Annotated in this window: 25 protein-coding genes; 21 read left to right on the top strand and 4 right to left on the bottom strand. The window is 72.0% G+C overall.

The features are described 5' to 3' along the window. The first annotated feature begins 46 nt into the window (after nucleotides 1-46). The 14 genes from ACNYS0_RS07085 (at nucleotide 47) to hsaA (ending at nucleotide 15,102) form a co-directional block, all read left to right on the top strand. Entirely contained in the window at nucleotides 47-808 is a 762-nt protein-coding gene (locus tag ACNYS0_RS07085) for an SDR family NAD(P)-dependent oxidoreductase (protein ID WP_422471818.1), read from the top strand. Nucleotides 809-907: 99 nt separating this feature from the next. Continuing rightward, complete coding sequence (locus tag ACNYS0_RS07080; protein WP_422471817.1) at nucleotides 908-2,143, top strand: NADH:flavin oxidoreductase; 1,236 nt, start codon at nucleotides 908-910, stop codon at nucleotides 2,141-2,143. Nucleotides 2,144-2,154: 11 nt separating this feature from the next. Continuing rightward, nucleotides 2,155-3,813 carry a steroid-22-oyl-CoA synthetase gene (gene casI, locus ACNYS0_RS07075; protein WP_422471816.1) on the top strand — a complete coding sequence of 553 codons (1,659 nt, stop codon included), beginning with the start codon at nucleotides 2,155-2,157 and terminating at the stop codon, nucleotides 3,811-3,813. Nucleotides 3,814-3,857: 44 nt separating this feature from the next. Continuing rightward, entirely contained in the window at nucleotides 3,858-5,024 is a 1,167-nt protein-coding gene (locus tag ACNYS0_RS07070; protein ID WP_422471815.1) for an acyl-CoA dehydrogenase family protein, read from the top strand. Beyond that, nucleotides 5,021-5,977 carry a bifunctional MaoC family dehydratase N-terminal/OB-fold nucleic acid binding domain-containing protein gene (locus tag ACNYS0_RS07065; RefSeq protein ID WP_422471814.1) on the top strand — a complete coding sequence of 319 codons (957 nt, stop codon included), beginning with the start codon at nucleotides 5,021-5,023 and terminating at the stop codon, nucleotides 5,975-5,977. Before ACNYS0_RS07070 ends, ACNYS0_RS07065 begins: the two co-directional genes overlap by 4 nt. Continuing rightward, nucleotides 5,977-7,086, top strand: coding sequence for an acyl-CoA dehydrogenase family protein (locus tag ACNYS0_RS07060; RefSeq protein WP_422471813.1), 1,110 nt, complete (start codon nucleotides 5,977-5,979; stop codon nucleotides 7,084-7,086). The genes ACNYS0_RS07065 and ACNYS0_RS07060 overlap by 1 nt, the downstream gene beginning before the upstream one ends. Beyond that, nucleotides 7,083-7,541 (top strand): MaoC family dehydratase, encoded by a 459-nt coding sequence (locus ACNYS0_RS07055; RefSeq protein ID WP_422471812.1) that lies wholly within the window; start codon nucleotides 7,083-7,085, stop codon nucleotides 7,539-7,541. Before ACNYS0_RS07060 ends, ACNYS0_RS07055 begins: the two co-directional genes overlap by 4 nt. Beyond that, a complete protein-coding gene (locus tag ACNYS0_RS07050) occupies nucleotides 7,538-8,722 on the top strand; it encodes a lipid-transfer protein (RefSeq protein ID WP_422471811.1) in 1,185 nt (394 codons plus the stop codon). The genes ACNYS0_RS07055 and ACNYS0_RS07050 overlap by 4 nt, the downstream gene beginning before the upstream one ends. Further along, the gene (locus tag ACNYS0_RS07045) at nucleotides 8,719-9,552 is read left to right on the top strand and encodes a MaoC/PaaZ C-terminal domain-containing protein (protein ID WP_422471810.1); all 834 of its coding nucleotides are present in this window, start codon (nucleotides 8,719-8,721) and stop codon (nucleotides 9,550-9,552) included. The genes ACNYS0_RS07050 and ACNYS0_RS07045 overlap by 4 nt, the downstream gene beginning before the upstream one ends. Next, nucleotides 9,545-10,333, top strand: coding sequence for a 2-keto-4-pentenoate hydratase (locus ACNYS0_RS07040; protein ID WP_422471809.1), 789 nt, complete (start codon nucleotides 9,545-9,547; stop codon nucleotides 10,331-10,333). Before ACNYS0_RS07045 ends, ACNYS0_RS07040 begins: the two co-directional genes overlap by 8 nt. Before the next feature lie 117 nt (nucleotides 10,334-10,450). Then, nucleotides 10,451-11,383, top strand: coding sequence for a 3-oxoacyl-ACP reductase (locus ACNYS0_RS07035; protein WP_422471808.1), 933 nt, complete (start codon nucleotides 10,451-10,453; stop codon nucleotides 11,381-11,383). Between the two features lie 22 nt (nucleotides 11,384-11,405). Further along, on the top strand, nucleotides 11,406-12,200 hold the full coding sequence (locus ACNYS0_RS07030) for an SDR family NAD(P)-dependent oxidoreductase (RefSeq protein ID WP_422471807.1): 795 nt from the start codon (nucleotides 11,406-11,408) through the stop codon (nucleotides 12,198-12,200). A 5-nt stretch (nucleotides 12,201-12,205) separates the two neighbouring features. Continuing rightward, the gene (locus ACNYS0_RS07025) at nucleotides 12,206-13,822 is read left to right on the top strand and encodes a FadD3 family acyl-CoA ligase (protein WP_422471806.1); all 1,617 of its coding nucleotides are present in this window, start codon (nucleotides 12,206-12,208) and stop codon (nucleotides 13,820-13,822) included. A 113-nt stretch (nucleotides 13,823-13,935) separates the two neighbouring features. Continuing rightward, complete coding sequence (gene hsaA, locus ACNYS0_RS07020) at nucleotides 13,936-15,102, top strand: 3-hydroxy-9,10-secoandrosta-1,3,5(10)-triene-9,17-dione monooxygenase oxygenase subunit (RefSeq protein WP_422471805.1); 1,167 nt, start codon at nucleotides 13,936-13,938, stop codon at nucleotides 15,100-15,102. A gap of 48 nt (nucleotides 15,103-15,150) precedes the next feature. Here hsaA and ACNYS0_RS07015 read toward each other — a convergent pair whose 3' ends face one another. Together ACNYS0_RS07015 and ACNYS0_RS07010 are read right to left on the bottom strand one after the other, a co-directional pair. Next, complete coding sequence (locus ACNYS0_RS07015; protein WP_422471804.1) at nucleotides 15,151-15,936, bottom strand: SDR family oxidoreductase; 786 nt, start codon at nucleotides 15,934-15,936, stop codon at nucleotides 15,151-15,153. Between the two features lie 157 nt (nucleotides 15,937-16,093). Further along, nucleotides 16,094-16,711, bottom strand: a complete 618-nt coding sequence (locus tag ACNYS0_RS07010; protein ID WP_422471803.1) for a TetR/AcrR family transcriptional regulator — start codon at nucleotides 16,709-16,711, stop codon at nucleotides 16,094-16,096. A gap of 304 nt (nucleotides 16,712-17,015) precedes the next feature. On the opposite strand from ACNYS0_RS07010, the gene ACNYS0_RS07005 reads away from it, so the two are divergent. The 3 genes from ACNYS0_RS07005 to ACNYS0_RS06995 all read left to right on the top strand — a co-directional run bounded on the left by ACNYS0_RS07005 (nucleotide 17,016) and on the right by ACNYS0_RS06995 (nucleotide 19,863). Beyond that, nucleotides 17,016-18,176 carry a 3-ketosteroid-9-alpha-monooxygenase, oxygenase component gene (locus ACNYS0_RS07005; protein WP_422471802.1) on the top strand — a complete coding sequence of 387 codons (1,161 nt, stop codon included), beginning with the start codon at nucleotides 17,016-17,018 and terminating at the stop codon, nucleotides 18,174-18,176. Beyond that, nucleotides 18,176-18,466: a ferredoxin gene (locus tag ACNYS0_RS07000; RefSeq protein WP_422471801.1), complete on the top strand. Its 291-nt coding sequence runs from the start codon at nucleotides 18,176-18,178 to the stop codon at nucleotides 18,464-18,466. The genes ACNYS0_RS07005 and ACNYS0_RS07000 overlap by 1 nt, the downstream gene beginning before the upstream one ends. Nucleotides 18,467-18,609: 143 nt before the next feature. Next, nucleotides 18,610-19,863 carry a pyridoxal phosphate-dependent aminotransferase gene (locus tag ACNYS0_RS06995; RefSeq protein ID WP_422471800.1) on the top strand — a complete coding sequence of 418 codons (1,254 nt, stop codon included), beginning with the start codon at nucleotides 18,610-18,612 and terminating at the stop codon, nucleotides 19,861-19,863. Between the two features lie 61 nt (nucleotides 19,864-19,924). Here ACNYS0_RS06995 and ACNYS0_RS06990 read toward each other — a convergent pair whose 3' ends face one another. Next, nucleotides 19,925-20,827 carry a MurR/RpiR family transcriptional regulator gene (locus ACNYS0_RS06990; protein ID WP_422471799.1) on the bottom strand — a complete coding sequence of 301 codons (903 nt, stop codon included), beginning with the start codon at nucleotides 20,825-20,827 and terminating at the stop codon, nucleotides 19,925-19,927. Between the two features lie 35 nt (nucleotides 20,828-20,862). Beyond that, nucleotides 20,863-21,981 carry a C45 family autoproteolytic acyltransferase/hydrolase gene (locus tag ACNYS0_RS06985; protein WP_422471798.1) on the bottom strand — a complete coding sequence of 373 codons (1,119 nt, stop codon included), beginning with the start codon at nucleotides 21,979-21,981 and terminating at the stop codon, nucleotides 20,863-20,865. 180 nt (nucleotides 21,982-22,161) lie between these two features. Between ACNYS0_RS06985 and ACNYS0_RS06980 the strand changes: the two genes are divergently transcribed. From ACNYS0_RS06980 to ACNYS0_RS06965, 4 genes are all read left to right on the top strand, one after another. Further along, the gene (locus ACNYS0_RS06980; RefSeq protein WP_422471797.1) at nucleotides 22,162-23,568 is read left to right on the top strand and encodes an amino acid permease; all 1,407 of its coding nucleotides are present in this window, start codon (nucleotides 22,162-22,164) and stop codon (nucleotides 23,566-23,568) included. Continuing rightward, nucleotides 23,565-23,753, top strand: a complete 189-nt coding sequence (locus ACNYS0_RS06975) for a hypothetical protein (RefSeq protein WP_422471796.1) — start codon at nucleotides 23,565-23,567, stop codon at nucleotides 23,751-23,753. Before ACNYS0_RS06980 ends, ACNYS0_RS06975 begins: the two co-directional genes overlap by 4 nt. Before the next feature lie 27 nt (nucleotides 23,754-23,780). Then, a complete protein-coding gene (locus tag ACNYS0_RS06970; RefSeq protein WP_422471795.1) occupies nucleotides 23,781-24,272 on the top strand; it encodes a hypothetical protein in 492 nt (163 codons plus the stop codon). A gap of 95 nt (nucleotides 24,273-24,367) precedes the next feature. Further along, nucleotides 24,368-25,018: a DUF305 domain-containing protein gene (locus tag ACNYS0_RS06965; protein WP_422471794.1), complete on the top strand. Its 651-nt coding sequence runs from the start codon at nucleotides 24,368-24,370 to the stop codon at nucleotides 25,016-25,018. Nucleotides 25,019-25,044: the final 26 nt, after the last annotated feature.

Below are 25,044 nucleotides of genomic sequence, written 5' to 3'. Positions count from 1 at the left end.
CCCCTCGAGCATGGTCTGCCGCAGCCGACGGGAGAAGAGGGAGAACGTGGGACATCTTCAGGGGAAGGTCGCGATCGTCACCGGAGCGGGCCAAGGGGTGGGCCAGGGCATCGCCCTCGCCCTGGCCGAGCAGGGAGCCGCGGTCGCGGTGCTCGGCCGGACACCACAGAAACTCGAAGCCACCCGCGAGCTGGTGCGGGCTCGTGGCGCGCGGGCCGAGACATTCGTCTGCGACGTGGCGGACACCGAACGCGTCCCGGCCCTGGTGCGGGAGATCGCCGAACGCCTCGGGCGCATCGACGTCCTGGTCAACAACGTCTACGACGGCGCGTACGGGCCACTTCTTTCACTGAGCGACGCCGACTTCCAACGGGGCTTCCGCAGCGGCCCCTTCGCGACCTTCGCGTTCATGAAGGCCTGCCACCCGCACCTCAAGTCCTCCGGCGACGGCGTGATCATCAACCTCGTCACCTCCGCCATGGTCCGCTGGGACCTGAGCACATACGGCGCCTACGCCGCCGCCAAGACCGCCGTGCGCTCCCTGACCCGCACCGCCGCCAATGAATGGGGGCCCGACGGCATCCGCGTCAACGCGATCGCCCCGCACGCGGCGTCCCCCGGGTACCTGCGCTGGTCCGAGGCCAACCCCGAGGAGGCCGAGGCCTTCTGCGCCTCCATCCCGCTGCGTCGCGTCGGTGACTGCGAGGCGGACATCGGCCGCGCGGTGGCGATGCTGTGCGGGCCCGACGCCCGCTATCTCACCGGCGCGACGGTCCCGCTGGACGGCGGACAGGCCAACTTCGACTGACGGTGCTCCCGGTCAGCGGGACGGCCCGCGCCCACCCGTGCATCCCTGAATAGCGTCACCAACCGCCACCACGACGGGTGTGCGGACGGAGGATTTCCCTTGACTCAGACATCGCACCAGCCGCCCGGAACGCCGGACGTCCTGGCCCCCACGACACTCGGCCCCACCACGCTGCGCAACCGCATCGTCAAGGCGGCGACGTACGAGGGCCTGAGCCGCGACAGCCTGGTCACCCAGGACCTGATCGACTTCCACGTCCGGTACGCGGCCGGCGGGGTGGGCATGACCACCGTCGCCTACTGCGCGGTGGCCCCCGAGGGGAGGACCGACCGGCACCAGGTGCTGTGGCGTCCCGAGGCACTGCCCGGGCTGCGCAAGCTGACCGACGCCGTGCACGCCGAAGGCGCGGCCGTTTCCGCCCAGATCGGCCACGCCGGTCCTGTGGCCAACCCGAAGTCCAACGGCCATCCCGCGCTGTCGCCCAGCCGCCACTTCCACAAGACGACCCTCAGCTTCGCCAAGGAGGCGACCCGGGACGACCTGAAGCGCATCGTCGGCAACCACGCCGACGCCGCCGCCATGGCCGTCGAGGCGGGCTTCGACTGCGTCGAGGTCCATCTGGGCCACAACTACCTGGCCAGCTCCTTCCTCAGCCCGCGCATCAACCACCGCAAGGACGAGTACGGCGGAAGCCTGGAGAACCGGTTCCGCTTCGCGCGCGAGATCGTGCACGCCGTCCGCGCGGCGGTCGGCGACCGGATCGCCGTCATCGCCAAGCTCAACATGGACGACGGTGTCCCCGGCGGCTTCTGGCTCGACGAGGCCATCCCCGTCGCCCGCCGCTTGGAGAGCGACGGCTGCCTCGACGCCCTGGAACTGACCGTGGGCAGCTCCCTGCTCAACCCCATGTATCTCTTCCGCGGCGACGCGCCGCTGCACGAGTTCGCGAAGATCATGCCCGAGCCGGTCAGGACCGGAATCAAGCTCGTCGGCAAGAAGGTGCTGCACAGCTACCCCTATGACGACGCCTACCTCCTCGACCAGGCCCGGCAGATCCGCTCCGCCGTCGACATGCCGCTGATCCTGCTGGGCGGGATCACCGGACGGCCGAGCATGGACCTGGCGATGCGCGAGGGCTTCCAGTTCGTCGCCATGGGCCGCGCCCTGCTGCGCGAACCCGACCTGATCAACCGCATCCAGGCCGACGCCGACACACCTTCCCTCTGCATCCACTGCAACAAGTGCTTCGTCACCATCTACGGCGGCACCCGTTGCGTACTCGTCGAGGCGCCCGGCGCACGCACCGCCGCCGGCCAGTCGCCCATCACCGGCTGAGGGGGACGACCGTGACACCCGACACCATCGCCGACCTGCTGCTCGCCCGCGCCGGGGACGACCGCCCCGGCCTGCTCACACGGGAACGGGACTGGACCTGGGACGAGGTCGTCCGCGCGAGCGCGGTCCGCGCGTCCCTGGCCCGGTCGCTGCGGTGCGAGGGGCCGTTCCACGTCGGCGTACTCCTGGAGAACACTCCCGAGTACGTGTTCTGGCTGGGCGGTGCCGCCCTCGCGGGGGCATCCGTCGTCGGCATCAATCCGACCCGGCGCGGCAGCTACCTGGAGGCGGAAGTACGGCACACCGACTGCCAGTTGATCGTCACCGACCGGGCCGGGCTGAAGCTGCTCGACGGCCTCGACCTCGGCGTTCCGCCCGAGCGGTACCTGGTCGTGGACGAACCGGCGTACGTCGAGGCACTGGCCGCGCACGCGGCGGCGGAGCCCGTCCGTGACCCCGAGGTCACCGCAGCCACCCGCATGCTGCTGCTGTTCACCTCCGGCACCACCGGCGCCTCCAAGGCGGCGATCTGCTCGCAGGGCCGCCTCGCCGCTCTCGGCCGCACCAACGCCGCCAAGTACGACGTCGGCGCCGACGACGTCTGCTACTGCCCGATGCCGCTGTTCCACGGCAACGCGCTGATGGCCCTGTGGGCGCCCGCGCTCGCCGCCGGCGCCACCGTCGCCCTCACCCCGAAGTTCTCCGCCTCCGGATTCCTGCCGGACGTACGGCACTTCGGCGCCACCTTCTTCACCTACGTCGGCAAGGCCATCGCCTACGTCCTGGCCCTGCCGGAACGGGCCGACGACGGCGACAACCGGCTCACCCACGCCTTCGGCACCGAGGCGTCCCCCGAGGACCAGGCCGCCTTCCTGCGCCGCTTCGGCTGCCGCCTCATCGAGGGCTACGGCTCCAGCGAGGGCGCCGGTATGCTGAAACGCGCCCCCGACGGGCCTCCCACCTCCCTCGGCGTGCCCGCACGCGACGGTGTGCGGATCGTCGACGCGGACACGCGCGCGACCTGCCCGCCCGCGCTCCTCGACGAGCACGGCCGGGTCCGCAATCCAGAGGAGGCCATCGGGGAGCTCGTCGACACCGAGGGCGCCGCCCGCTTCGAGGGCTACTACAAGAACGACGCCGCCAACGCCGAACGCGTGCACCACGGCTGGTACTGGACCGGCGACCTCGGCTATGTCGACGAGGCCGGTTACTTCTACTTCGCGGGCCGCGCCGGGGACTGGATCCGCGTCGACGGCGAGAACACCTCTGCCCTGCTCACCGAACGCGTCCTGCGCCGCCACCCCGACATCGTGGCCGCAGCCGTCTTCGGCGTCCCCGACCCCCGCTCCGGCGACCAGGTGATGTCCGCCGTCGAGATACCCGAGGGCAGGAACTTCGAGGACTTGCGGCTGCCCCAATTCCTCTCGGGCCAGCAGGACTTGGGCACCAAGGGCACCCCCCGCTACGTCCGTGTCTCGCACGCCCTGCCGACCACCGGCTCCGGCAAGCTCCGCAAGAAGGAGATGCAGGCCGAGGGGTGGCGCGTCGACGACCCCGTCTACGTGTGGCGCGGACGCGGACGGCCCGCGTACGTCCTGATGACCGACGAGGACAAGCAGGCGCTGCGCGCGGAGTTCCTCGCCAGCGGGCGCGGACGCTTCCTGCCCTGACCGCGAACAGTGCCGGCGAGGACACAAGAGGACTGGAGAACAACATGCACCTGCGCGAGAGCGCCGCGCAGCAAGAACTGCGCCGCGAGCTGAGGGCGTACTTCGCGGGTCTGCTGCCCGAGGACGAACGGCGCCGCGCCGGAGAGGAGGGCGTGGGCGGCTCCCGCTTCCGCGAGATCGTCGGCCGGCTCGGCGCCGACGGCTGGCTCGGCATCGGCTGGCCCGTGGAGTACGGCGGCCAGGGCCGTTCGTTCGAGGACCAGTACGTGTTCTTCGACGAGGTCCAACGGGCCGGTCTGCCCTTCCCGTTCGTCACCGTCAACACGGTCGGGCCGACGCTCATGGCGTACGGCACCGAGGAGCAGAAGAAGCGGTTCCTGCCCGGCATCCTCTCCGGCGACATCGTCTTCGCGATCGGCTACACCGAGCCGGGCGCGGGCACCGACCTGGCGTCGCTGAGCACGCGTGCGGTGCGTGAAGGCGACCACTTCACCGTCGACGGCAGCAAGATCTTCACGAGCGGCGCCAACACCGCCGACCATGTGTGGCTCGCCGCGCGGACCGAGCCGGACGCGGCGAAACACCACGGCATCTCCATCCTGATCGTGCCCACCGACGCCGGCGGCTTCTCCTGGAGCCCCATCCGCACCGTCGGCGGCATGATGGTGACCGCCACCTACTACGACGCCGTCCGGGTGCCCGCCACCGACGTGGTCGGCGAGGTCGACGGCGGCTGGCGGCTGATGACGGCCCAGCTCAACCACGAACGCATCGGCCTGGCGGCGCTGGGCGGACGCATGATTCAGCTGTGGGAGCGGGTCCTGGACTGGGCGCGGGAGAACGGCACCCTCGAACAGCCCTGGGTCCGCCGGGAGTTCGCCCGCACCCATGCCCGCCTCGAGGCGATGCGGCTGATGAACTGGAAGATGACCGACGCCGTCGCCCACGACCGGCTCACCGGCGCGGACGCCGGCGCGGCCAAGACGTACGGCACCGAGACCCACATCGACGTGCAGCGCACCCTGAGCCAGATCCTCGGGGCGGCGGGCCGCATCCGACCCGAGTCGCCCGGCGCGGCACTGGCCGGGCAGGTCGAACAGCTCTCCCGGCAGGGCATCGTCAACACCTTCGGGGGCGGCGTCAACGAGGTGCTGCGCGACATGGTCGCCGTTCAGGGCCTCGGCCTTCCCCGCAAGGGGCGTGGGAAGTGAGCGAGGCGATCGAAGGGTACGAGAAGCGTCTCCAGGCGTTCGTCGGCTGCGAGTTGAGCCCGCTCACCCCCGGCCAGGACCCCGTCAATCAGCCGATGATCCGGCACTGGGCCGAGGCGATGGGGGACACCAACCCCGTCTACACCGACGAGGCCGCCGCTCGTGCCACCGGACGCCCGGGCGTCGTCGCGCCCGCGTCGATGGTGCAGGCGTGGACCATGCGCGGCTACGCCGCCACCGTCGCCCCGCCGACCGGCCGCCGCGGCTTCGACGAGCTGGTCGCACTCCTCGACGAGGGTGGATACACCTCCGTCGTGGCGACCGACTCGGAACTGGAATTCGCCCGCGAACTCGTGCCCGGCGACCACGTCGCCGTCAAGGAGGCCGTGGAGTCGATCTCGGCGGAGAAGAGCACCGGGCTCGGCGCCGGCCGCTTCGTCACCACCCTGAAGACCTACGTCGACCAGGACGGCGGCCTCGTCGCCACCCAGCGCTGGCGCACCCTGCGTTTCCGGCCCGCGTCCCCAAGTCCCGTGGCAGAACGCCCACTTCGCCCCCGGCCCGCCCTCAACCGTGACAACGCCTTCTGGTTCGAGGCGGCCAAGGAGCACCGGCTGGTCATCCAGCGCTGCGTCCCCTGCGAGACCCTGCGCCACCCGCCCGGTCCCTGCTGCCCGCACTGCGGCTCCCTGGAGTGGGACACGGTGCGGGCCTCGGGCCGCGGCCGGGTCCACACCTTCACGGTCAACCACCACCCCCGGCACCCGGCGTTCGACTACCCGCTGATCGTCGCGGTCGTCGAACTCGCCGAGGGCACCCGGCTGATCACCAACCTGACCGGCGTCGCCGCCGAGGACGTCACGGTCGACATGCCCGTCGTCCTCGACTGGCTCGACGCCGACCCCGACCTGTCCCTGCCGGTGTTCCGGCCGGATGCCACGGAGGACCGCTGATGGACTTCTCGCTGGGAGTAGAGCTCGATGAGCTGCGCAAGCTGGCCCGTGAGATCTTCACGGACCACGCCACGCCCGAACGGCTGCGGGCGGCCGAGACGTCCGCGACCCGCGTCGACGACGCACTGTGGGCGGACCTGGCCGCGGCGGGGCTGCTCGCCGCCCCGCTCCCCGAGGAGGCCGGCGGCGCGGGCCTGGGCCTGGCCGGGCTCTGTGTCCTGCTGGAGGAGCAGGGCCGCCGCGTGGCACCCGTACCGCTCTGGCCGGCCGCCCTCGGGGCCCTCGCCGTGGCCGCGCACGGCTCGGCCGAACAGCGTGCCGCCTTGCTGCCGGGCGTCGCCGACGGTACGAGCAGGATCACCCTGGCCCTGGAGGAGTTCGCCCCCGCCGACCCGTGCGCGCCACGGGCCACGGCGGCGCCCGACGGGGCCGGCTGGCGACTGGCCGGAACCAAGGCGGTCGTGCCCTCTCCGGCCGGCGCCGGACATGTGCTGGTCGCCGCCACCACCGAGGCGGGCGCCGGCCTCTTCCTCGTACGCCGCGACGCGCCCGGCGCGACCTGGACACCGGCGGAGACCACCACCTACGACCTGAGTGCCCACCTGGACCTGGACGGTGCCCCCGCCGAGGCGGTCGGCACCCCCGGGAGCGGTGTGCTGGAGTGGACCGTCGACCGGGCCCGCACGGCGCTCGCCGCCGTTCAACTGGGCGTGGCGCAGGGGGCGTTGAGGTACGCGGCCGACCATCTCGGCAGCCGTGAGCAGTTCGGCCGTCCGCTCGCCACCTTCCAGGCCGTCCAGCATCAACTCGCCGACTGCGTCATCGAGATCGACGCCATGCTCGTGACCCTGTGGCAGGCGGTGACCGCTCTGGAGGACGGGCAGGACACCGAGCAGGCGGTACTGGTCGCCAAGTGGTGGGCCGACGAGGGCGGCCTGAACGTCGTGCACCGCGTCCAGCACGTGCACGGAGGCATCGGCGTCGACACCGACTACCCGGTGCACCGCCACTTCCTGTGGGGCAGGCAGAACGCCACCACCCTCGGCGGGGCGCCCGGGGACCTCGCCCGGCTCGGGGACCTCCTGGCCGACACGGCGGTGACCTCGTGAGCACACCGACGACCCGCACGTACGACGAGGTGACGGTCGGCGAGGAACTGCCGCCGCTGGACATCCCGGTGACCCGGAGCCTGATCGTCGCGACGGCCCTGGCGAGCCGTGACTACCAGGACGTGCACCACGATCCCGAACTGGCCCGCGCCCGCGGGTCGAAGGACATCTTCATGAACATCCTGACCAGCAACGGTCTGGTCGACCGGTACGTCACCGGATGGGCGGGACCGGCCGCGGTCGTCCGCTCCATCCGGATCCGCCTGGGCGCCCCCAACCACCCCGGAGACACCATGGCGCTCACCGGCACGGTCACCGCCAAGGCCGACGAGGACGGCGCAGCGGACGGATGTGTCGAGATCGCCGTGCGCGGCACGAACAGTCTCGGCGCCCACGTCACCGGTTCCGTCGCCGTACGGCTTCCCCGGTTGCCGAAGGAGGCCGGCGCGCGATGACCACGCCCTCCGCACCGACCGGCAGCGCCGCGATCGCCGGTATCGGTGCCACCGAGTTCTCCAAGCACTCCGGGCGCAGCGAACTCCAACTCGCCTGCGAGGCCGTCCTCGCCGCCCTCGCCGACGCGGGCCTCTCCCCCTCCGACGTCGACGGCCTGGTCAGCTTCACCGCAGACACCAACGGCGAGATCCACGTCGCCCGCAACACGGGCATGGGCGAGCTGACCTTCTTCTCCCGCATCGGCTACGGCGGCGGGGCCGGCTGCGCCACCGTGCAGCAGGCGGCCATGGCCGTCGCCACGGGCGCCGCCGAGGTCGTCGTCTGCTACCGGGCCTTCAACGAGCGGTCCGGCGAGCGCTACGGCCTCGGCCAGGCCGACCGGGCGATGGACACCGGCGCGGACCGGGCCGCGTACTCCTGGATGACACCGTTCGGCCTGAACACCCCGGCCCAGTGGGTGGCCATGTTCGCCCGCCGCTACGCGCACGAATACGGCGCCACCAGTGAGGACTTCGGGCGCGTCGCCGTCGTGGACCGCAAGCACGCGGCGAACAATCCGGCCGCCTGGTTCCACGGCAGGCCCATCACCCTCGCCGACCACCAGGCGTCCCGCTGGATCGCCGAACCGCTGCGGCTCCTCGACTGCTGCCAGGAGACCGACGGCGGCCAGGCCCTGGTGATCGTCTCGGCCGAGCGCGCCCGCGACCTGCCCCACCCGCCCGCCGTGATCCTCGGCGCGGCCCAGGGCTCGGGCGCCGACCAGCACATGATGACCAGCTACTACCGCGAGCGCATCAGCGGCATCCCGGAAATGGGCCTGGTCGGTCGGCAGTTGTACGCGCGAAGCGGCCTCGCCCCCGAGGACATCGACGCCGCGATCCTCTACGACCACTTCACCCCGCTGGTGCTGCCGCAGTTGGAGGAGCTGGGCTTCTGCGGCGTCGGGGAGGCGAAGGACTTCATCGCCGACGGGCACCTCGAACTCGGCGGCAGGCTGCCCTCGAACACGCACGGCGGGCAGCTCGGCGAGGCCTATCTGCACGGCATGAACGGCATCGCCGAGGCCGTCCGTCTCGTGCGCGGCACCTCCGTGAACCAGCCCCAGCAGGTCGAACACGTCCTCGTCACCGCCGGAACCGGCGTGCCGACCAGCGGCCTGGTCCTGGGAGCGGACGGATGACCGCCTCCCCGTGGCGCGGCCACGCCCTCGGCACGCGCACCGTCGCGTACACCGAGCGCGATGCCATCCTCTACGCGCTCGCCGTAGGTGCACGCGCCGACGACCTCGACCTCGTCTTCGAGGAGCGCCTGCGGGTCCTGCCGACCTTCGCGCTGACCCTGGCCCAGTGGGCCCCCGACGCCCTCGGCGCGCTCGGCGCCTTCGACACCACGAATGCGGTGCACGGCGCGCAGCGCCTCACCGTGCGCCGTCCGCTGCCGCGGGCAGGGGAGGTGACGATGACCGCCCGTGTCGCCGAGGTGTGGGACAAGGGCGGCGCCGCCGTCTTCGACGTCGAGGTGGACAGCGACCACTTCCTGGCGACGTGGTCCCTGTTCGCTCCCGGCAGCGGTGGCTTCGGCGGTGAGCGGGGGCCCGGCTCCCCGCGCCGCCCCGAGGGCCCCGCGGACCGTCGGCTGATCCTCGCCACACATCCCGAACAGGCCGCCCAGTACCGCCTGTTGGGCGACCGGCACCACATGCACATCGACCCGGGGGCGGCCCGCGCGGCGGGCATGCCCCGACCGTTCCTGCACGGCCTGTGCACCCTCGCCGCCCTCACCCTGCCCGCCGCCGGGGCCCTGGGCGCCCACCCGGCCGATCTGACGGACCTCGAAGGCCGTTTCAGCTCCCCGGTCTTCCCCGGTGACCGGCTCACCGCCGACGCCTGGGACGACGGAACCTGCGGGCTCCGCGTCGAGGCGTCGGCGTACGGGCGTCCGGTCCTCACCGGCGTCCGCGCCCGGTTCGCAGCCGCCACCCGACAGCACGAGGAGACCCCCGATGCTTGACGCGTCCCAACGAACGGCCGCCGCGGACCAGTTGTGGCGGGCGGAACGCGACCGGACCCCCGTCGAACCGCTCACCTCGGCATTCCCCGACATCGACGTCGTCGACGCCTACGAGATCCAGCTCAGCAACATCCGCAGGCGGCTCGAGAACCCCGGCATGAGCGTGCGCGGCCACAAGGTCGGGCTCTCCTCCGAGGTCATGCAGCGGATGATGGGCGTCGACGAGCCGGACTACGGCCATCTGCTCTCGGACATGGTGCTCACCGAGGACACCCCGGTGGAGGCCGGCCGCTACTGCTCCCCGCGCATCGAGGTGGAGATCGGCTACGTACTCGGCGACAGCCTGCCCGGCGAGGACTGCACCGAGAAGGACGTCCTCGCCGCGACGGAGTACGTCGTCGCCTCCCTCGAACTGATCGACAGCCGGATCGCCGACTGGCGGATCGGCCTCGCCGACACCATCGCCGACAACGCCTCGTCCGCGGGTGTGGTCCTGGGGACGACACGGATCGCGCCGGGCGAGCTGGACCTGGCCGACATCGGTGCCGTGCTGTTCCGCGGCGGCGATGAGATCGCGCGCGGCCGCACCAGCGCCGTCCTGGGCGACCCCACCGTGGCCGTCGCGTGGCTGGCGAGGAAGGTCGCGGCGTTCGGGGTGCGCCTTGAGGCGGGGCACGTGATCCTGCCGGGCTCGTGCACCGCGGCGGTCGACGCCCGGCCGGGGGACGACTTCCGGGCGGAGTTCGACGGTCTCGGCGAGGTGTCGGTCCGGTTCGTCTAGGCGCGGACAGACGCGCACCGTGACCACTCAGCGGGACGGCCACGACGGTGAAACCAGAATTCATACTAGTTTCGCCGCGTCGTATCCACCCCGCAGGACAGGAACGAAAGAGGCACCATGAGCACGAGGACCAGCCTGGAAGGGCGCACCGCCGTCGTCACGGGAGCCGGGGCCGGCCTCGGCCGCGCCGAGGCACTGGCGCTGGCGGAGCAGGGCGCCAACGTCGTCGTCAACGACATGGGCCCCGCCGCCGAGGACGTCGTCGCCGAGATCAAGGCCCTCGGCCGCGAAGCCGTCGCGGTCACCGGCGACATCGGCGACTGGTCCATGGGCGACCGCCTGGTCCGCACCGCCCTGGAGACCTTCGGCAGCCTGGACATCGTCGTCAACAACGCGGGCATCCTGCGCGACAAGATGGTGTTCAACCTGACCGAGTCCGACTGGGACGACGTCATCCGCATCCACCTCAAGGGCCACGCGGCCGTCATCCGCGCCGCCGCAGCGCACTGGCGGGCGGCCAGCAAGGCCGCGGGCGGCCCGGTCTACGGACGGGTCGTCAACACCTCTTCCGAGGCGTTCCTGTTCGGTGCCCCCGGCCAGCCCAACTACTCCGCCGCCAAGGCCGGCATCACCGCACTCACCCTGGCCACCGCGCAGGGCCTGGCGCGCTACGGCGTCCGCGCCAACGCCATCTGCCCGCGCGCCCGCACCGCCATGACCGCCGAGGCGTTCGGCACGGGCGCGACACCCGAGGGGGGCCTGGACATCATGGCCCCGGAGCGGGTCGCGACGTTCGTCGGCCATCTGGCCTCCCCGGCCGCCGAGGAGATCAACGGTCAGGTCTTCGTGGTCTACGGCGACATGGTCGCGCTGCTCGCGCCGCCCACCGTCGAGAAGAAGTTCACGGCCCCCAACGGCACCTTCACCCCCGAGGAGTTGGAGGCGGCCCTGTCCCCGTACTTCTCCGGCCGCGACCCCCACCGCACCTTCGCCGCGTACAGCGTCGCGGCGCTCGACACCACCGGTACGCAGCCCACGCCCGGCAGCTGAGGCGAGGACCGAAGGGAAGACGATGATCGACAAGGACGCGTACGGCCCGTGGGCGGTCGTCGCCGGCGGATCCGAGGGGGTGGGCGCCTCCTTCGCCCATCAACTCGCCGACGCCGGGATCAACCTGGTGCTCATCGCCCGCAAGGCGGGCCCCCTGGAGCAGACCGCCGACGAGGTCCGCACCAAGGGTGTCGAGGTGCGCACCCTCCAGCTGGACCTGCTCGACCCCGGGGCGCCGAAGGCGATCCGCGCCGCCACCGACGGCCTCGACGTCGGCCTGCTGGTCTTCAACGCCGGAGCCAACACCTACGGCCACGAGTTCGTCGGCGGCGAACTCGACCGCGTCCAGGGCGTGATCGACCTGAACATCACCTCGCAGCTGGCCCTCACCCACCACTTCGGCGCGCTGATGAAGGAACGCGGCCGCGGCGGCATTCTGCTCGTCGGCTCCCTCGCCGGCTACATGGGCCAGGCCCGGCTGAGCGTCTACTCCGCGGTGAAGGCCTTCAGCCGGGTCTTCGCGGAGGGGCTGTGGCTGGAGCTCGCGCCGCACGGCGTGCACGTCCTCGAACTCGTCCTCGGAGTCACCCGCACCCCCGCGATGGAACGGGCGGGCCTGCGCATGGACCTGCCGGGCCTCAACGTCGCCGACCCCGACGACGTGGCCCGCGAGGGGCTGGAACACCTCGCGGACGGGCCCCTGTGGGTGGCGGGCGGAAACCTCGCCACGGCAGGGAAGCGCGCCGCCGTCCGCGACCGCGCGCGGCTCGTCCGCGGCGCCCATGAGGCGTCCCAGCGCCTCCTGCCCAAGGAGTGACGGGCATGCCGCTCGACCACGCCCCGGGCACCGCCACCGTCCCCGCCGTCCTGGCCCGCGCCGCCGAGTCCTTCCCGGACGCGGAGGCCCTGGTCGACGGTGACGTGCGGCTGACCAACCGTCAACTCCACACGGGCGCCCTCGCGGTCACCAGATCCCTCCTGGCCCTGGGCGTCCGGCGCGGCGAACGCGTCGCACTGTGGGCGCCCAACAGCGCCCGCTGGATCACGGCCGCGCTCGGCGTGCTGGGCGCCGGTGCGGTCCTGCTCCCCGTGAACACCCGGTACAAGGGCGAGGAGGCCCGCTGGGTGCTGGAGAAGAGCCGGGCCCGGCTGCTGCTCGTCGAGAACGGCTTCCTCGGCAACGACTACCTGGCGATGATCGGCGCCGGGGCGGGGGAGCGGGGCCCCGTGCCCGGCCTCCCCGAACTCGCCGACGTGGTCGACCTGGCCGACGCGACCGAGGAGGTGGACCGGAAGGCGCGCGCCACCTCCTGGCCTGCCTTCCTGCGCCTGGGCGCCACCGTGCCCGCCGCCGACGCCGCCGCCAGAGCGGCGGGCGTACGGGAGGACGACGTGTCGGACGTGCTGTTCACCTCCGGCACCACGGGACGGCCCAAGGGCGTGATGACCACGCACCGCCAGAACGTCCGCACCTACCTGGCCTGGTCGCAGCGGACCGGACTCGCCCGCGGCGACCGCTACTTGATCATCAGCCCCATGTTCCACAGCTTCGGCTACAAGGCGGGTGTCCTGGCCTGTCTGCTGCGCGGGGCGACCATGGTGCTGCAACCGGTCTTCGACGTGGCCGAGACCCTGCGGCTCGTCGAGAAGGAGTCGATCACCGTCCTGCCGGGGCCCCCGACGATCTTCACCACGCTGCTGGACGCGCCGGACCGCGACCGCCACGACCTGTCCTCCCTGCGCCTCGCCGTCACCGGCGCCGCCACCGTGCCGGTCGCCCTGGTCACCCGCGTACGGGCGGAGCTCTTCCCGGTCGTGGTCACCGCCTACGGCCTCACCGAGTCCTGCGGCACGGTGACCGTCTGCCGCGCCGACGACAGCGACGAGACCATCGCCCGCACCGCCGGACGTCCCATCGACGGCGTGGAGGTGCGCGTGGTCGACGCCGCCCGTCGCCCGCTGCCGGCGGGGCAGGACGGCGAGGTCCTGGTGCGCGGCTACAACGTGATGCTCGGCTACCTCGACGACCCCCGGGCCACCGCCGAAGCGGTCGACGACGAGGGCTGGCTCGCCACGGGGGACGTCGGGCACCTCGACGAGGGCGGACACCTCACCCTCACCGGACGCTCCAAGGAGATGTTCGTCGTCGGCGGGTTCAACGTCTACCCGGCCGAGATCGAGCAGCTCCTGAGCCGGCACGACACCGTCGCCGAGGCCGCCGTCGTCGGCGTCCCCGACGACCGGCTCGGCGAGGTGGGACGCGCCTACGTCACCCTCCGCCCCGGCGCCGGGACCACCCCCGCGGAACTGACCGGCTTCTGCCGCGAACGCCTGGCGAACTTCAAGGTGCCCCGCGAGGTCGTCATCCTCGACGCCTTCCCCCGCAACGCCGCGGGAAAGATCCGCAAGACCGACCTGGACGTCCGCCAGGACACCTGAACAAGGACACCTGAACAAGGACACCTGAACAAGGACACCTGAACAAGGACACCTGAACAAGGACACCTGAACAAGGACGCCTGAACCAGGACACCTGAAGGGGACGACACAACATGGGGAACACGGTTCTGGAGACGGTGCGCACCCTGCTGCCGGACATCGCGGGCCGGGCCCGCGCCACCGACGAGCAGGGGCGCGTCCCGAAGGAAACCCTGCGCCGGCTGACCGACGCGGGCGTCTTCCGGATGCTCCAACCCCGCCCCTTCGGCGGGCAGGAGGCCGACCCGCTCGACTTCTATCAGGTGGTGCGGGCCATCTCGGCCGTCTGCTGCTCCACCGGCTGGCTCACCTCCGTACTGGGCGTGCACCCCTGGCAGTTGGGGCTCTTCGCCGCCGAGGCGCAGGCGGAGGTGTGGGGCGAGGACCCCGACACCCTGATCTCGTCGGCGTACGCGCCCGTGGGCCGGCTCACCCCCGTCGACGACGGCTATCGGCTCACCGGCCGGTGGAGCTTCTCCTCCGGCTGCGGGTACGCCCGCTGGGCGCTGCTCGGCGCGCTCGTCGTCGGTGACCAGGGCCGGCCCGTCGACTTCCTGACGGTGCTCGTGCCGCGGTCCGACTACCGGATCGAGGAGGCGTGGGACGTCGTGGGGCTGCGCGGCACCGCGAGCAACGACATCGTCGTCGAACAGGCCCACGTCCCCCGGCACCGGTTGATCCGCAACTACGAGCAGGCCCAGCTCAAGGGGCCCGGCCAGCGGGTCAATCCGGGCCCGCTGTACCGGCTGCCGTTCGCGGCCGTGTTCACCAGCGCCGTCACCGCACCCGTCGTCGGGGCGGTCGCGGGCGGCTACGAGGCGTACGTCGGCCGGATGAAGGAACGGACCCGGCTCAGCCTGGGCGGCGGCCGGTTCGCCGAGGACCCGTACACCCAGGTGGCCATCGCGCGGGCGGCGTCCGAGATCGACGCGACCATTCTTCAAATGGACCACAACATCGGGGAGTTGACCGCGCGGGCCGCCGCGGGTCAGGAGATCCCGATGGAGCTGCGTCTGCGCACCCGCCGGGACCAGGTGCGCGGCACCGAGCGCGCCGTCGCCGCGATCGATCTGCTGTTCAAGACGGCGGGCGGCCACTCGCTGCGGCGCGGCAACCCCATCGAACGGGTCTGGCGCGACGCGCACGCGGGCAGCGTGCACGTCGCCAACGACGTGGAGCGGACCCTCGCCATGTACGGCCGCGACGCGCTGGGCCTGACGGTCGAGGACAACCTGGTCTGAGCAAGTGACCGGCGGCCGGCGCGGCGTGCCCCGGCCCCGGCCGCGTGTTCACCGCGCGCCGGAAGCCCTCGCCGCGAAGTAGCGTGCGGGCAGCTCGCCGCCGCCGTGCACCGCGACATCGGCGCCGTTGACGTAACGTGCAAGACCTCCGGCCAAGTACAGGCAGGTCCTGGCGACATCCGCGGGCGCGGCCATCCGCCCCATCGGGATCACACCGGCGACCGCGGCGCCGCCGTCCTCCCCGTACACGGAGGCGGCGCTCTCGGTGCGGATCAGCCCGGTGGTGATGTGGTTGACGCGCACCTTGGGCGCCCACTCGACGGCCAGGGCGCGCGTGAGGCCGAGCAGCCCGGCCTTCGCCGCCGAGTAGGCGGCGGTTCCCGGCTGCGGGTCGTGACCGGAGACACTGCCGATGTTGATGATCGAGCCGCCTTCGTCCTGGGCCCGCATCACCCGGTGCGCCGCCTGGGCGGTGTAGAACGGCGCGAGCAGGTTCAGCGCGACGATCTTCTCGACGAAGCGCGGCGACACCGTCGCCGCGTCGGCGTCGGGGGACCCGCCCGCGTTGTTGATCAGGACGTCAAGCCGTCCGAACCGGTCGACCGCCGCCTCCACGAGTCCGCCCGCGGCCTCGGGGTCACGCACGTCGGCGGGCACGAACACCCCCTGCCGGCCGTCCGCGGACGGCAGCGAGCCCGGCTCGCTCCGCCCGCAGACCACGACGTGTGCCCCGGCCGCGAGGAACGTCTCAGCGGTGGTGAAGCCGATGCCCTTCGTCCCGCCCGTCACCACCACGACCCGGCCCGTGAAGTCCAGCGGGTTGTCGATGTCCATGATTCCGCCCTCCCCGCCGGACACCGGCCCGGCGGCTGTCGTCGTCCCGGCCGATGGAAGCAGCCGGGCCGAGCGGGGGCGGAGGCCGTCCCGTTGACCGGGAAACGGGAACGGGAACGGGAAAGGGGCACGGAGCAGGCCGCGAACGGCCGACGCCTCAGTGTCCGGGGGCGTTCGACCGGGCGCCGAGCAGCACCTCGCACGCGAGCCGGATCTCGATCTCGGCGTCGGTGGGGGTCGTGTGCCCGTAGATCGCGGACACAAGCACCCCGTGCCAGCTCTTCATCAGCAGCCGGATCAGCCGTGTGTCCCGGTCCGTGGGGTGTTCGAGGCCGAGCAGCCGGAGCAGCGTGCGGAGCACCTTGACCTCGATCGCGGCGGCCTCGCTGACCGTGGCCGTGTGCGCGGCGTAGTTGCTCTGCATCATCGCGCTCGCCAGCAGCGGGGTGCGCAGCATGTGCCGCGTCGAACGCAGCAGGGTCTCCGCGACGGCGTCCACGGGGTCGGCGGCGGCGAGGATCTCCGGCGACTCGTCACCCATGTGGTCGACCTGGTCGCTCATGATCGCGGTGAACAGGTGCGTCTTGGAGGGGAAGTACCGGTAGAGCGTGGCGATGGCGACACCGGCCTCCTTGGCCACGTCGTGCATCTGCACATGGTCCAGGCCCCGTTCCGCCCCCAGCCGGGACGCGGCGTCCAGGATGCGCGCGTACCGCGCCTTCTGCCCGGGTGACTGCGGCTCCGCGGCTGGTCGGTGCTCGGCGACTCTGGGCACGGATCGTCTCCTCCCGGCTCGTGATCGCGTCCTGCGGCGCACCATGCTATCGGTGCCACCCCTCCCGAGGCCCGGACGGAAGCGGCCGCGGACCCGAGGACACGTGCGGCCCGCCCGCCCCATCCCAGCGCCTGCGGAACCACCGCGCACCCCCGCGTACCGCTCAGTGAGACCGGACGGCCGTGCGGGCCACCGCCCGCCGTACGTTCCCCGGGACGTCACCCGAGCCGTGCCACGTCGGCGGGCGACGCGCACCCGCCCCGTACCGTCCCGAGCGCAGGCTCGGCCGAAGGGAAGGCCACAGATGACCACTTCACCCGACGTCCGCACCATCGAGGCGGAGGCGCTTCCGGCCCGCTTCGCCCGTGGCTGGCACTGTCTGGGGCTCGCCGACGACTACCGCGACGGGGCTCCGCACACCGTCCGCGCCTTCGGGCAGAAACTGGTCGTCTGGGCCTCGGCGGACGGCAGCCTCAACGTCCTCGACGCCTACTGCCGCCACATGGGCGGCGACCTCTCCCGCGGAACCGTGGAGGGCGACGACATCGCGTGCCCGTTCCACAACTGGCGCTGGGGCGGCGACGGACGCTGCTCCCGGATCCCGTACGCCCGCCGCGTCCCGATGCGGGCCCGCACCGCGGCCTTCCCCACCCTCCAGCAGGACGGCCTGCTGTTCGTCTGGAACGACCCGGAGGGCAAGCCGCCGCCCGAGGACGTGACGATCCCCCGTATCGAGGGAGCCACCAGCGACGAGTGGACGGACTGGTCCTGGTACTCCGTCACGATCGAGGGCTCCAACTGCCGTGAGATCGTCGACAACGTGGTGGACATGGCGCACTTCTTCTACGTGCACTACTCGTTCCCCACCCAGTTCAAGAACATCTTCGAAGGACACACCGCGGTCCAGTTCATGAAGGGCGTCGGCCGCGACGACGTGCGCCGGCCCCAGGCGGCGGGCAGCGGTGCCCCCAAGATGCTGGGCCAGACCTCCCTGGCGACCTACCACGGCCCGTCGTTCATGATCGACGACCTCACGTACCACTACGCCGACGGCGACGTGAACTCGGTGCTGATCAACTGCCACTACCCGATCGATGAGAACGCGTTCGTGCTCCAGTACGGCATCATCGTGCGCAAGGCCGAGCACATGGGCGAGAGCGCGGACGAAGTGGCCAGGAAACTCGGCGAGTTCATCAAGATCGGCTTCGAGCAGGACGTCGAGATCTGGAAGAACAAGGCGCGCATCGACAACCCGCTGCTGTGCGAGGAGGACGGCCCGGTCTACCAACTGCGCCGCTGGTACGAGCAGTTCTACGTCGACGTCGCCGACGTCCGCGCCGAAATGACCGACCGCTTCGAGTTCGAGATCGACACCACCCGGCCCAACGAGGCCTGGCGGGCCGAGATCGAGAAGAACCTCGCGGAGCAGAACGCGGCCGCGCCCGCAGCGAGCGGTCCGGCCTGATGGCGGTACGACCGGACAACCGGCTCCACGACGCCCCGATGGTGGCCGTCGCCTGCGGGGCCTGCGGCGCGCGGGTGGAGGCACGCAAGAGCAGCTGGGAGCAGACCAGTATCCAGTGGGACGCCGAGGCGCTGCGCACCTGCGAGGAACGCGCTGCCGTGGGGCACGGGCAGGGGACGGTGCCGTTCGCGACGTGCCGCAGCCTCATGACGGCGATCGGCGAGGCCGCGGTCGACGGGCGGATACGGGTCCGGAGCGACGCGGCGGACGCCGAGGCGGAGGCCCGCTGAACCGGGCGCGAGGTGATCCGCGAGGTGCCCCGCGGGCCGGCAAGAGCACTTTCGAATGCGATGCAAATTTTCTTGCATCAGGACCAGCGATTACACATATGGTTGCTCAAGACGTCCGACGACTAGTGAGGAGCGTGGACGCGGTGACCATGCATTCGGCGACCCTGGCCATCAACGAGACCCTTCAGGCCCGAAAGGCCGCCGGTGAGAAGGTGTTGCACCTCGGCTTCGGCGAGGCGGGACTGCCGGTTCCCGAGCCGGTGGCGGCGGCGCTCGCCGAGGCGGCGGGGCGCAACGGGTACGGGGCCGTCGTCGGTTCCGTCGAGGCGCGGGAGGCCGCCGCCGGCTGGTTCGGCCGGCGCGGCCTGGACACCGACCCCGACCAGATCCTCTTCGCCCCCGGTTCCAAGGCCCTGCTGTTCGCGCTGCTCGCGGCGCTCCCCGGTGACCTGGTGCTGCCCTGCCCCGCCTGGGTCAGCTACGCGGCGCAGGCCGCGATCATCGGCAAGCGGACCCTGCCGGTGCCGATTCCCGCCGACGCGGGCGGCATTCCCGACCCCGAACTCCTTGAGGACGCCCTGGTGTCGGCGCGGGCCGCCGGCCGCTCTCCCGGGGTTCTGCTGCTCACCGTCCCGGACAACCCGACCGGCACCGTCGCGAGCGCCGAGCAGGTGCGCGCGGTGTGCGTCATCGCCGAGCGGCACGGCCTCGCCGTCGTATCGGACGAGATCTACGCCGAGTTGGTGCACGACGGCGGCCGGGCGCCGAGCGCCGCCGACCACCTTCCCGAGCGGACCGTCATCACCAGCGGCCTGAGCAAGTCGATGGCGCTCGGCGGCTGGCGGGTCGGCTTCGCCCGTGTCCCGGAGGGGGCCTGGGGGAGTGCGCTGCGCGCGGACCTGATCGGCGTGGCCAGCGAGATCTGGTCGGCGCTCGCCGCCCCCATGCAGGCGGCCGCCGCGTATGTGCTCGACGACCCCGCCGAGGTCACCTCCCACATCGAAGCCGCGCGCAGGCTGCACGGCACGGTGGCGCGCGCGGTGCACGCCGAGTTCGTGAAGGCCGGGGCCGACTGCCGTGCGCCGCGGGCCGGTTTCTACCTCTACCCCGACTTCGAGCCGCTGCGCGCGGAGTTGGCGGCGCGCGGGGTGACCACAGGGGCACAGCTCGCCACCGCGCTCCTGGACGGGCACGGCGTGGGGGTGCTCGCCGGGACGGCCTTCGGCGACGAGGAGCGCGGCCTGCGGGCCCGGGTCGCGACGAGCCTGCTGTACGGGGAGAGCGCGGACCAGCGCTGGGCGGCCCTGCGCAGCGACGACCCGCTCGCCCTGCCGTGGATCGCGGACTCGCTGACGCATCTGCGGGGCGCGCTCGCGGCGGTGACCGGGCGCGGCTGACGGACTGCGGGCGCGGGCGGGGTCGGCCTGGCGGGGCGGTGGCTCGTCCGGCCCGTCCGGGTCACTGGCTGCCGCCCGCCCCCTCCGCGTAGACCCCCAGGCCTTCCAGGAGTTGCTCCTCGCGCAGGAGTGTGGAGCGTGCCTCGTGGCCGCGGGAGCGGGCCACGCCGGCCGCCAGGGCCTGCACCAGGGAGGTGAACGCGGTCAGGGAGCGCAGCACCGAGGGGCTGGAGGCGTCCACGAAGAAGGCCTCGTGGGCCGGGGCCGCGAGCGGCGAGGCCGGGTTGTCGGTGAGCGCGACGCAGTGGGCGCCGCGCTCTCGGGCCCATGCGAAGGCCCGTACCGTGTCGGCGGCGTAGCGGTGCACCGAGACGGCCACGAAGCAGTCGCCCTCGCGGACCCGGCGCAGTTCGTCGGCGAGCCCGCCGGTGTCCCCGGTCACCGTCATCACGTCCTCGCGCAGCATCCGCAGCAGATAGCCGAGCAGGTATGCCGGGGCGTGGCACTTGCGCAGGCCCAGAACATGGACCCGGGGGGCCTCGGCGAGGGCGCGGACCGCCTCGTCCCAGGCCGTGCGGTCGACTCGGGCGAAGGTGCGGGAGATGTTGGCAAGGTCCTGCGCGGCGGCCCGGTCGAGCAGGTCGCCGCCGTCCGTGCCGAGCTGCTCCAAGTTGTCGTAGCGGCGCAGCAGTTGGGCCTGTTCGCGCAGGTGCGCACGGCACAGCTGGGTGAGGCCCGGGTAGCCGGCGAGGCCGAGTCCGGTGGCGAAGCGTACGACGGTCGCCTCGTTCACGCCGACCGCGGAGGCGAGGTCGGAGACGGTCATGAAGGCGACACCCTCGGGATCGGCCAGCACTCGCTCGGACAGCAGCCTTTGGGAGGGGGTGAGGTGTGCCGAGCGTTCCTGGAGGCGGGACACGAGTTCGCTGTAGCTGGTCGGCGTCTGCCGTTCTGCGGATGACATGTGCTGATCCTCTCGCCCCGCCCCTGCGGCTTCGGTCATCGGGCTGCCGGAAGGGCGCCCTCGGTGAACGCGGACAGCGGCAGTTCGGCGCGCTCGCCGCGCGCCCCGCGCACGGTGATCCGGTTCCGGCCCAGGTCGGCGACCGTGGTGCACAGCGTCATCAGCGGGTCGTCGCCGGCCGCGGTGCGGTGCACCCCGTCCGGGAGCGGCGCCGAGGTCAGGGCTGCTTCGAACCACTCGGCGCCCGTCGCGTCGCCGGGGCGCAGCCGCTCCAGCGCTCGGCCGCGCGCGGCGCTTTCCGCGTACTGCCCCAGGCCGGCCGTGGCGCCCTCGCCGCCCGTGGCGAGCGCGGCGTCCGGCGCGTAGGGCAGCAGCCGGAGGTGGTTGGTGTGCCAGTGCAGTTCGCCCGCGCCGGTCTCCCTGACCGCGGTGCGGCCCGCGGCGGTCTCGGCGACGACGACGCGGCCGGTGCCGCGCTCGCCGAGGGTGTACGCGAAGCCGCCCGCGCTGGGCCGCGTACGCAGGAGGTCGAGCGCGGCGTCCAGGGTGGGTGCCTGTTGCAGGGCGCGCGCCACGAAGTGCCGACCGGCGCCGGGCCCCGGCCGGACCACCTGGACGTGGTTGATGCCCCACACCAGCCCGTGCCCGGTGGCGGTGAACGCGTTGGCGGGGACGAAGCCGGGGTACCACTGGGCGGTCACCGGGGCGTGGCCGTCGAGGAGCAGGGTGAGCAGCATCATCCGGCCGTCGAGGGCGGGTGCCCCGTCCTCGTTGTGGGCGACGAAGGAGCCCGAGTCGCCGCGCAGGCCCAGATCCGTGCAGCCGGTGCCGTCGTCGACGCCGAGGTCGCCGCGGAGGTTGGCGAGGAGCAGGTCGTCGAAGGGCACGGCGGCGCCTTCGGCGAGGGCGGCCAGTTCGGCGAGCTCGTCGGGGAAGGCCGACCGGGTCGCGCCCACGACCCGCTCCAGGCGGGCGGCGCCGACTCCGCCCGCTGTGGTGCGGCGCAGCGCCTCGCGTTCGGGCATGGCCTCCTGGACGGCCCGGATGTCCGCCCGCGCAGCCTCGCCCAGGGCGCGGAACGCGTCGTCGCGGCCGCCGGACACCACGAGCCAGCGCAGCCCGGCCAGTTGCTGTTCCCGCACCGTCGCACCCATGGGGTTCTCCGTTCGCTCGTACGCAGCGGATCTCGTCACACGCCGGAAACCAACAGGTGACCGGGGATTGACGCTACCAAGATTGCATAAGCATTATCACCTGCAAGTCCCTTTGCATCGCGTGGTGTGTGCCGTCCTCTCACAGGTCGTCGCCCCCGCCGCCTCGACCAGGAGCCGCCGATGAAGACGTCGCCCCGCCCCCTCGCGCAGCCCGACGCCGACGAACGGCCCGCCCTGCGCGGCGCCCTGACCAACCGCAAGATGTCGATGATCGCCATCGGCGGCGTGATCGGTGCCGGCCTGTTCGTCGGCAGCGGCAGCGCCATCGGCCAGGCAGGACCCGCGGTCGTCGTCGCGTACGCGGCCATCGGCCTGTTGGTCATCCTGGTCATGCGGATGCTCGCCGAACTCTCCGTCGCCCAGCCCGACACCGGCTCGTTCTCCAGCTACGCCGGGCGCGAACTCGGCCCCTGGGCCGGTCTCACCATCGGCTGGCTGTACGCCTACCAGTGGTGTGTCACCGTCGGCTTCGAGGCCGTGGTCGGCGCGACGCTCGTCAACGGACTGCTGCCGCAGATCCCTACCTGGCTCGCCGCCCTGGTGCTGATGGCGGCGCTGATCGGCGTCAACTTCGCGCGCGTCGAGTCGTTCGGGTCCTTCGAGTTCTGGTTCGCCATGATCAAGGTCGCGGCGATCGTCGCCTTCCTGCTGATCGGGCTCGCCGCGGTGCTCGGCGCCCTGCCCGGCGCCGACGCACCCGGTCTGTCGAACCTCACGGGCCACGGCGGATTCGCCCCGCACGGCTGGAGCGCGGTACTGACCGCGTCCCTGGTGGTCTTCTTCTCCTTCTTCGGCTCCGAGGTCGTCACCATCGCCGCGGGCGAGGCCCAGGACCCGGCGCGCGCCGTCCGCAAGGGCATCAACAGCGTCGTGTGGCGGATCCTGCTCTTCTACATCGGCTCCATCGCGCTGGTCGTGACCCTGCTCCCATGGGACGCCACCGCGGTCACCGCGAGCCCGTACTCCGCCGTCCTCGACCACATCGGAGTGCCGCACGCGGGCACGGTCATGGACTTCATCGTGCTCACCGCGGTGCTGTCCTGCCTCAACTCCGGGATCTACTCCTCCTCCCGGATGCTGCACTCGCTGGCCGAACGCGGTGAGGCGCCGCGCATCCTGGCCCGCACCACCCGTCAGGGCGTGCCCGCCGCGGCCGTGCTCGGCGCCTCCAGCATCGGCCTGCTCACCGTGGTCGCCAACTACTTCCTGCCGAGCGACACCGTCTACCAGTTCCTGCTCGACTCCTCCGGGGCCGTCGCGGTCGTCGTGTACATCGTCATCGTCCTCACGCACCTGCGCGGCAGGGCCCGGCTCGACCGCGGCGGGTTCGAGAACCGGGAGGTGCGGATGTGGGCCTACCCGTACCTCGACGGCCTCGTCCTCGTCGCCCTTCTCGCGGTGATCGGCGGCATGGCGGTCAGCGACAGCAGCCGCCGTTCGCTCTCGCTGACCCTGGGCGTGACGGCCCTCGCCGTCGTCGCCGGCATGATCCACCAGCGGCGGCGGGCGGCGCGGACGGGAGTGTGAAGACAGGAACGATCGGCATCCGGGACGAGTGCCACCTGCGCCAGGCGTTCATCCCGGTCGGCGCCTGCCGCCCACGGGCGGTTCATGATCTCCGCCTCCAGTTCACCCAGCTGACGCACCGCCGCCCCTCCGCTCTCGAAGTGCGGCCCGCGCGCCGCCTGGCCGCCGCCCCCACAGCCACTTAGGTAGTCTCGGCACCGGAGGTTTCGGCGATGAGCGTGAGCAAGTACGTACGAGCGGGCGGTGCCCTTGCGCACCTTCTGCTCGTCGTCGTGCTCGCGTTCGGTGTCTTCGTGATGCACACCGTCGGGCACCCGGACGAGTCCTCGGGGGCCGGGATGAGCGCCGGAGCGCACTCGTCCGCCCTGCACGGTGGGGCTGCCCCGGCCGACGCCACCATGTCCGACACCGCGATGTCCGACACCGCGATGTCCGGTGCCGCCATGACATCGGCGGCCGGTTCCGAGGCCACCAGCACCCGGCACCAGTCGGCGGACGACCCCGCCTCGGGGATGGCGATGGACATGGCGTCGCTCTGCGTCGCGGTGCTCGGTGTCTGGGCTTTCGCCGCTCTGCTGTACGCCGCGTTCGCGCGCCGTCCCGCGTGGCTGGTGGAGCTCCTGGAGCGGACCGTCGTCGTGCTGCGGCCCAACGCGCCGCCACCGAGACCTGATCTCACCCAGCTGTCAGTCCTGCGGATCTAGGCCGAACCGTCCGCGCGGGCGTGCTTTGTGCTGCCCCCGCGCACCCCGACGTACGGCACCCAGACCCGCAGTACCGACACCAGAGGTGTATCGACATGAGTTCCATCAACCGCACCGCCCGCCGCCGTATCGCGCTCGTCGGCGTGGTCGCCGCCGGGTCCCTGCTGCTTGCCGCGTGCGGCAACGGCGACGACAACGACATGGGCGGCATGGACCACGGCTCGGACTCCAGCGCCACGGCGTCCAAGGAGTCGGGCAAGGACACGGCCGCTTCCGCCGACTTCAACGACACGGACGTCACCTTCGCCCAAAGCATGATCCCGCACCACGAGCAGGCCGTCGAGATGTCGAAGCTGGCCGGGACCCGGGCCTCCGACCCGGAGATCAAGAAGCTGGCCGGGCAGATCGAGAAGGCTCAGGACCCGGAGATCAAGACACTTCAGGGCTGGCTGAAGTCCTGGGGCAAGCCGGCCGGGATGGAGTCCGGCATGGACCACTCCGAGCACGGTGGCATGAGCGGCATGATGTCCGAGCAGGACATGAAAGACCTTGAGTCCGCCAAGGGCGCGAAGTTCGACCGCGCCTTCGCCGAGATGATGATCGAGCACCACAACGGCGCGATCAAGATGGCCGAGGACGAGAAGAAGAACGGTAAGAGCGCGGACGCCAAGAAGATGGCCGACGCCATCGTCGAGGGCCAGTCCGCCGAGGTCGACCAGTTCGAGAAGATCCTCGACCGGATCTGACCCGGTTCATCGACGGCCGACCGCCC

The organism is Streptomyces anthophorae, from assembly GCF_049310305.1.
Classification (GTDB): Bacteria; Actinomycetota; Actinomycetes; order Streptomycetales; family Streptomycetaceae; genus Streptomyces.
Note: the sequence above shows the minus strand (reverse complement) of the source record. Positions and strands in the feature narration are given on the sequence as shown.

What these genes read in the sequence shown, in the direction of transcription:
- ACNYS0_RS06990 (WP_422471799.1), bottom strand. Translation starts at nt 20,827, where the DNA reads ATGTCATCCGCAGAACGGCAGACGCCGACCAGCTACAGCGAACTCGTG.
- ACNYS0_RS07005 (WP_422471802.1), top strand. Translation starts at nt 17,016, where the DNA reads ATGACCACTTCACCCGACGTCCGCACCATCGAGGCGGAGGCGCTTCCG.
- ACNYS0_RS06980 (WP_422471797.1), top strand. Translation starts at nt 22,162, where the DNA reads ATGAAGACGTCGCCCCGCCCCCTCGCGCAGCCCGACGCCGACGAACGG.
- ACNYS0_RS07040 (WP_422471809.1), top strand. Translation starts at nt 9,545, where the DNA reads ATGCTTGACGCGTCCCAACGAACGGCCGCCGCGGACCAGTTGTGGCGG.
- ACNYS0_RS07025 (WP_422471806.1), top strand. Translation starts at nt 12,206, where the DNA reads ATGCCGCTCGACCACGCCCCGGGCACCGCCACCGTCCCCGCCGTCCTG.
- ACNYS0_RS07070 (WP_422471815.1), top strand. Translation starts at nt 3,858, where the DNA reads ATGCACCTGCGCGAGAGCGCCGCGCAGCAAGAACTGCGCCGCGAGCTG.
- ACNYS0_RS07000 (WP_422471801.1), top strand. Translation starts at nt 18,176, where the DNA reads ATGGCGGTACGACCGGACAACCGGCTCCACGACGCCCCGATGGTGGCC.
- ACNYS0_RS06965 (WP_422471794.1), top strand. Translation starts at nt 24,368, where the DNA reads ATGAGTTCCATCAACCGCACCGCCCGCCGCCGTATCGCGCTCGTCGGC.
- ACNYS0_RS06985 (WP_422471798.1), bottom strand. Translation starts at nt 21,981, where the DNA reads ATGGGTGCGACGGTGCGGGAACAGCAACTGGCCGGGCTGCGCTGGCTC.
- ACNYS0_RS07035 (WP_422471808.1), top strand. Translation starts at nt 10,451, where the DNA reads ATGAGCACGAGGACCAGCCTGGAAGGGCGCACCGCCGTCGTCACGGGA.
- hsaA (WP_422471805.1), top strand. Translation starts at nt 13,936, where the DNA reads ATGGGGAACACGGTTCTGGAGACGGTGCGCACCCTGCTGCCGGACATC.
- ACNYS0_RS07045 (WP_422471810.1), top strand. Translation starts at nt 8,719, where the DNA reads ATGACCGCCTCCCCGTGGCGCGGCCACGCCCTCGGCACGCGCACCGTC.
- ACNYS0_RS07030 (WP_422471807.1), top strand. Translation starts at nt 11,406, where the DNA reads ATGATCGACAAGGACGCGTACGGCCCGTGGGCGGTCGTCGCCGGCGGA.
- ACNYS0_RS07060 (WP_422471813.1), top strand. Translation starts at nt 5,977, where the DNA reads ATGGACTTCTCGCTGGGAGTAGAGCTCGATGAGCTGCGCAAGCTGGCC.
- ACNYS0_RS06970 (WP_422471795.1), top strand. Translation starts at nt 23,781, where the DNA reads ATGAGCGTGAGCAAGTACGTACGAGCGGGCGGTGCCCTTGCGCACCTT.
- ACNYS0_RS07015 (WP_422471804.1), bottom strand. Translation starts at nt 15,936, where the DNA reads ATGGACATCGACAACCCGCTGGACTTCACGGGCCGGGTCGTGGTGGTG.
- ACNYS0_RS07050 (WP_422471811.1), top strand. Translation starts at nt 7,538, where the DNA reads ATGACCACGCCCTCCGCACCGACCGGCAGCGCCGCGATCGCCGGTATC.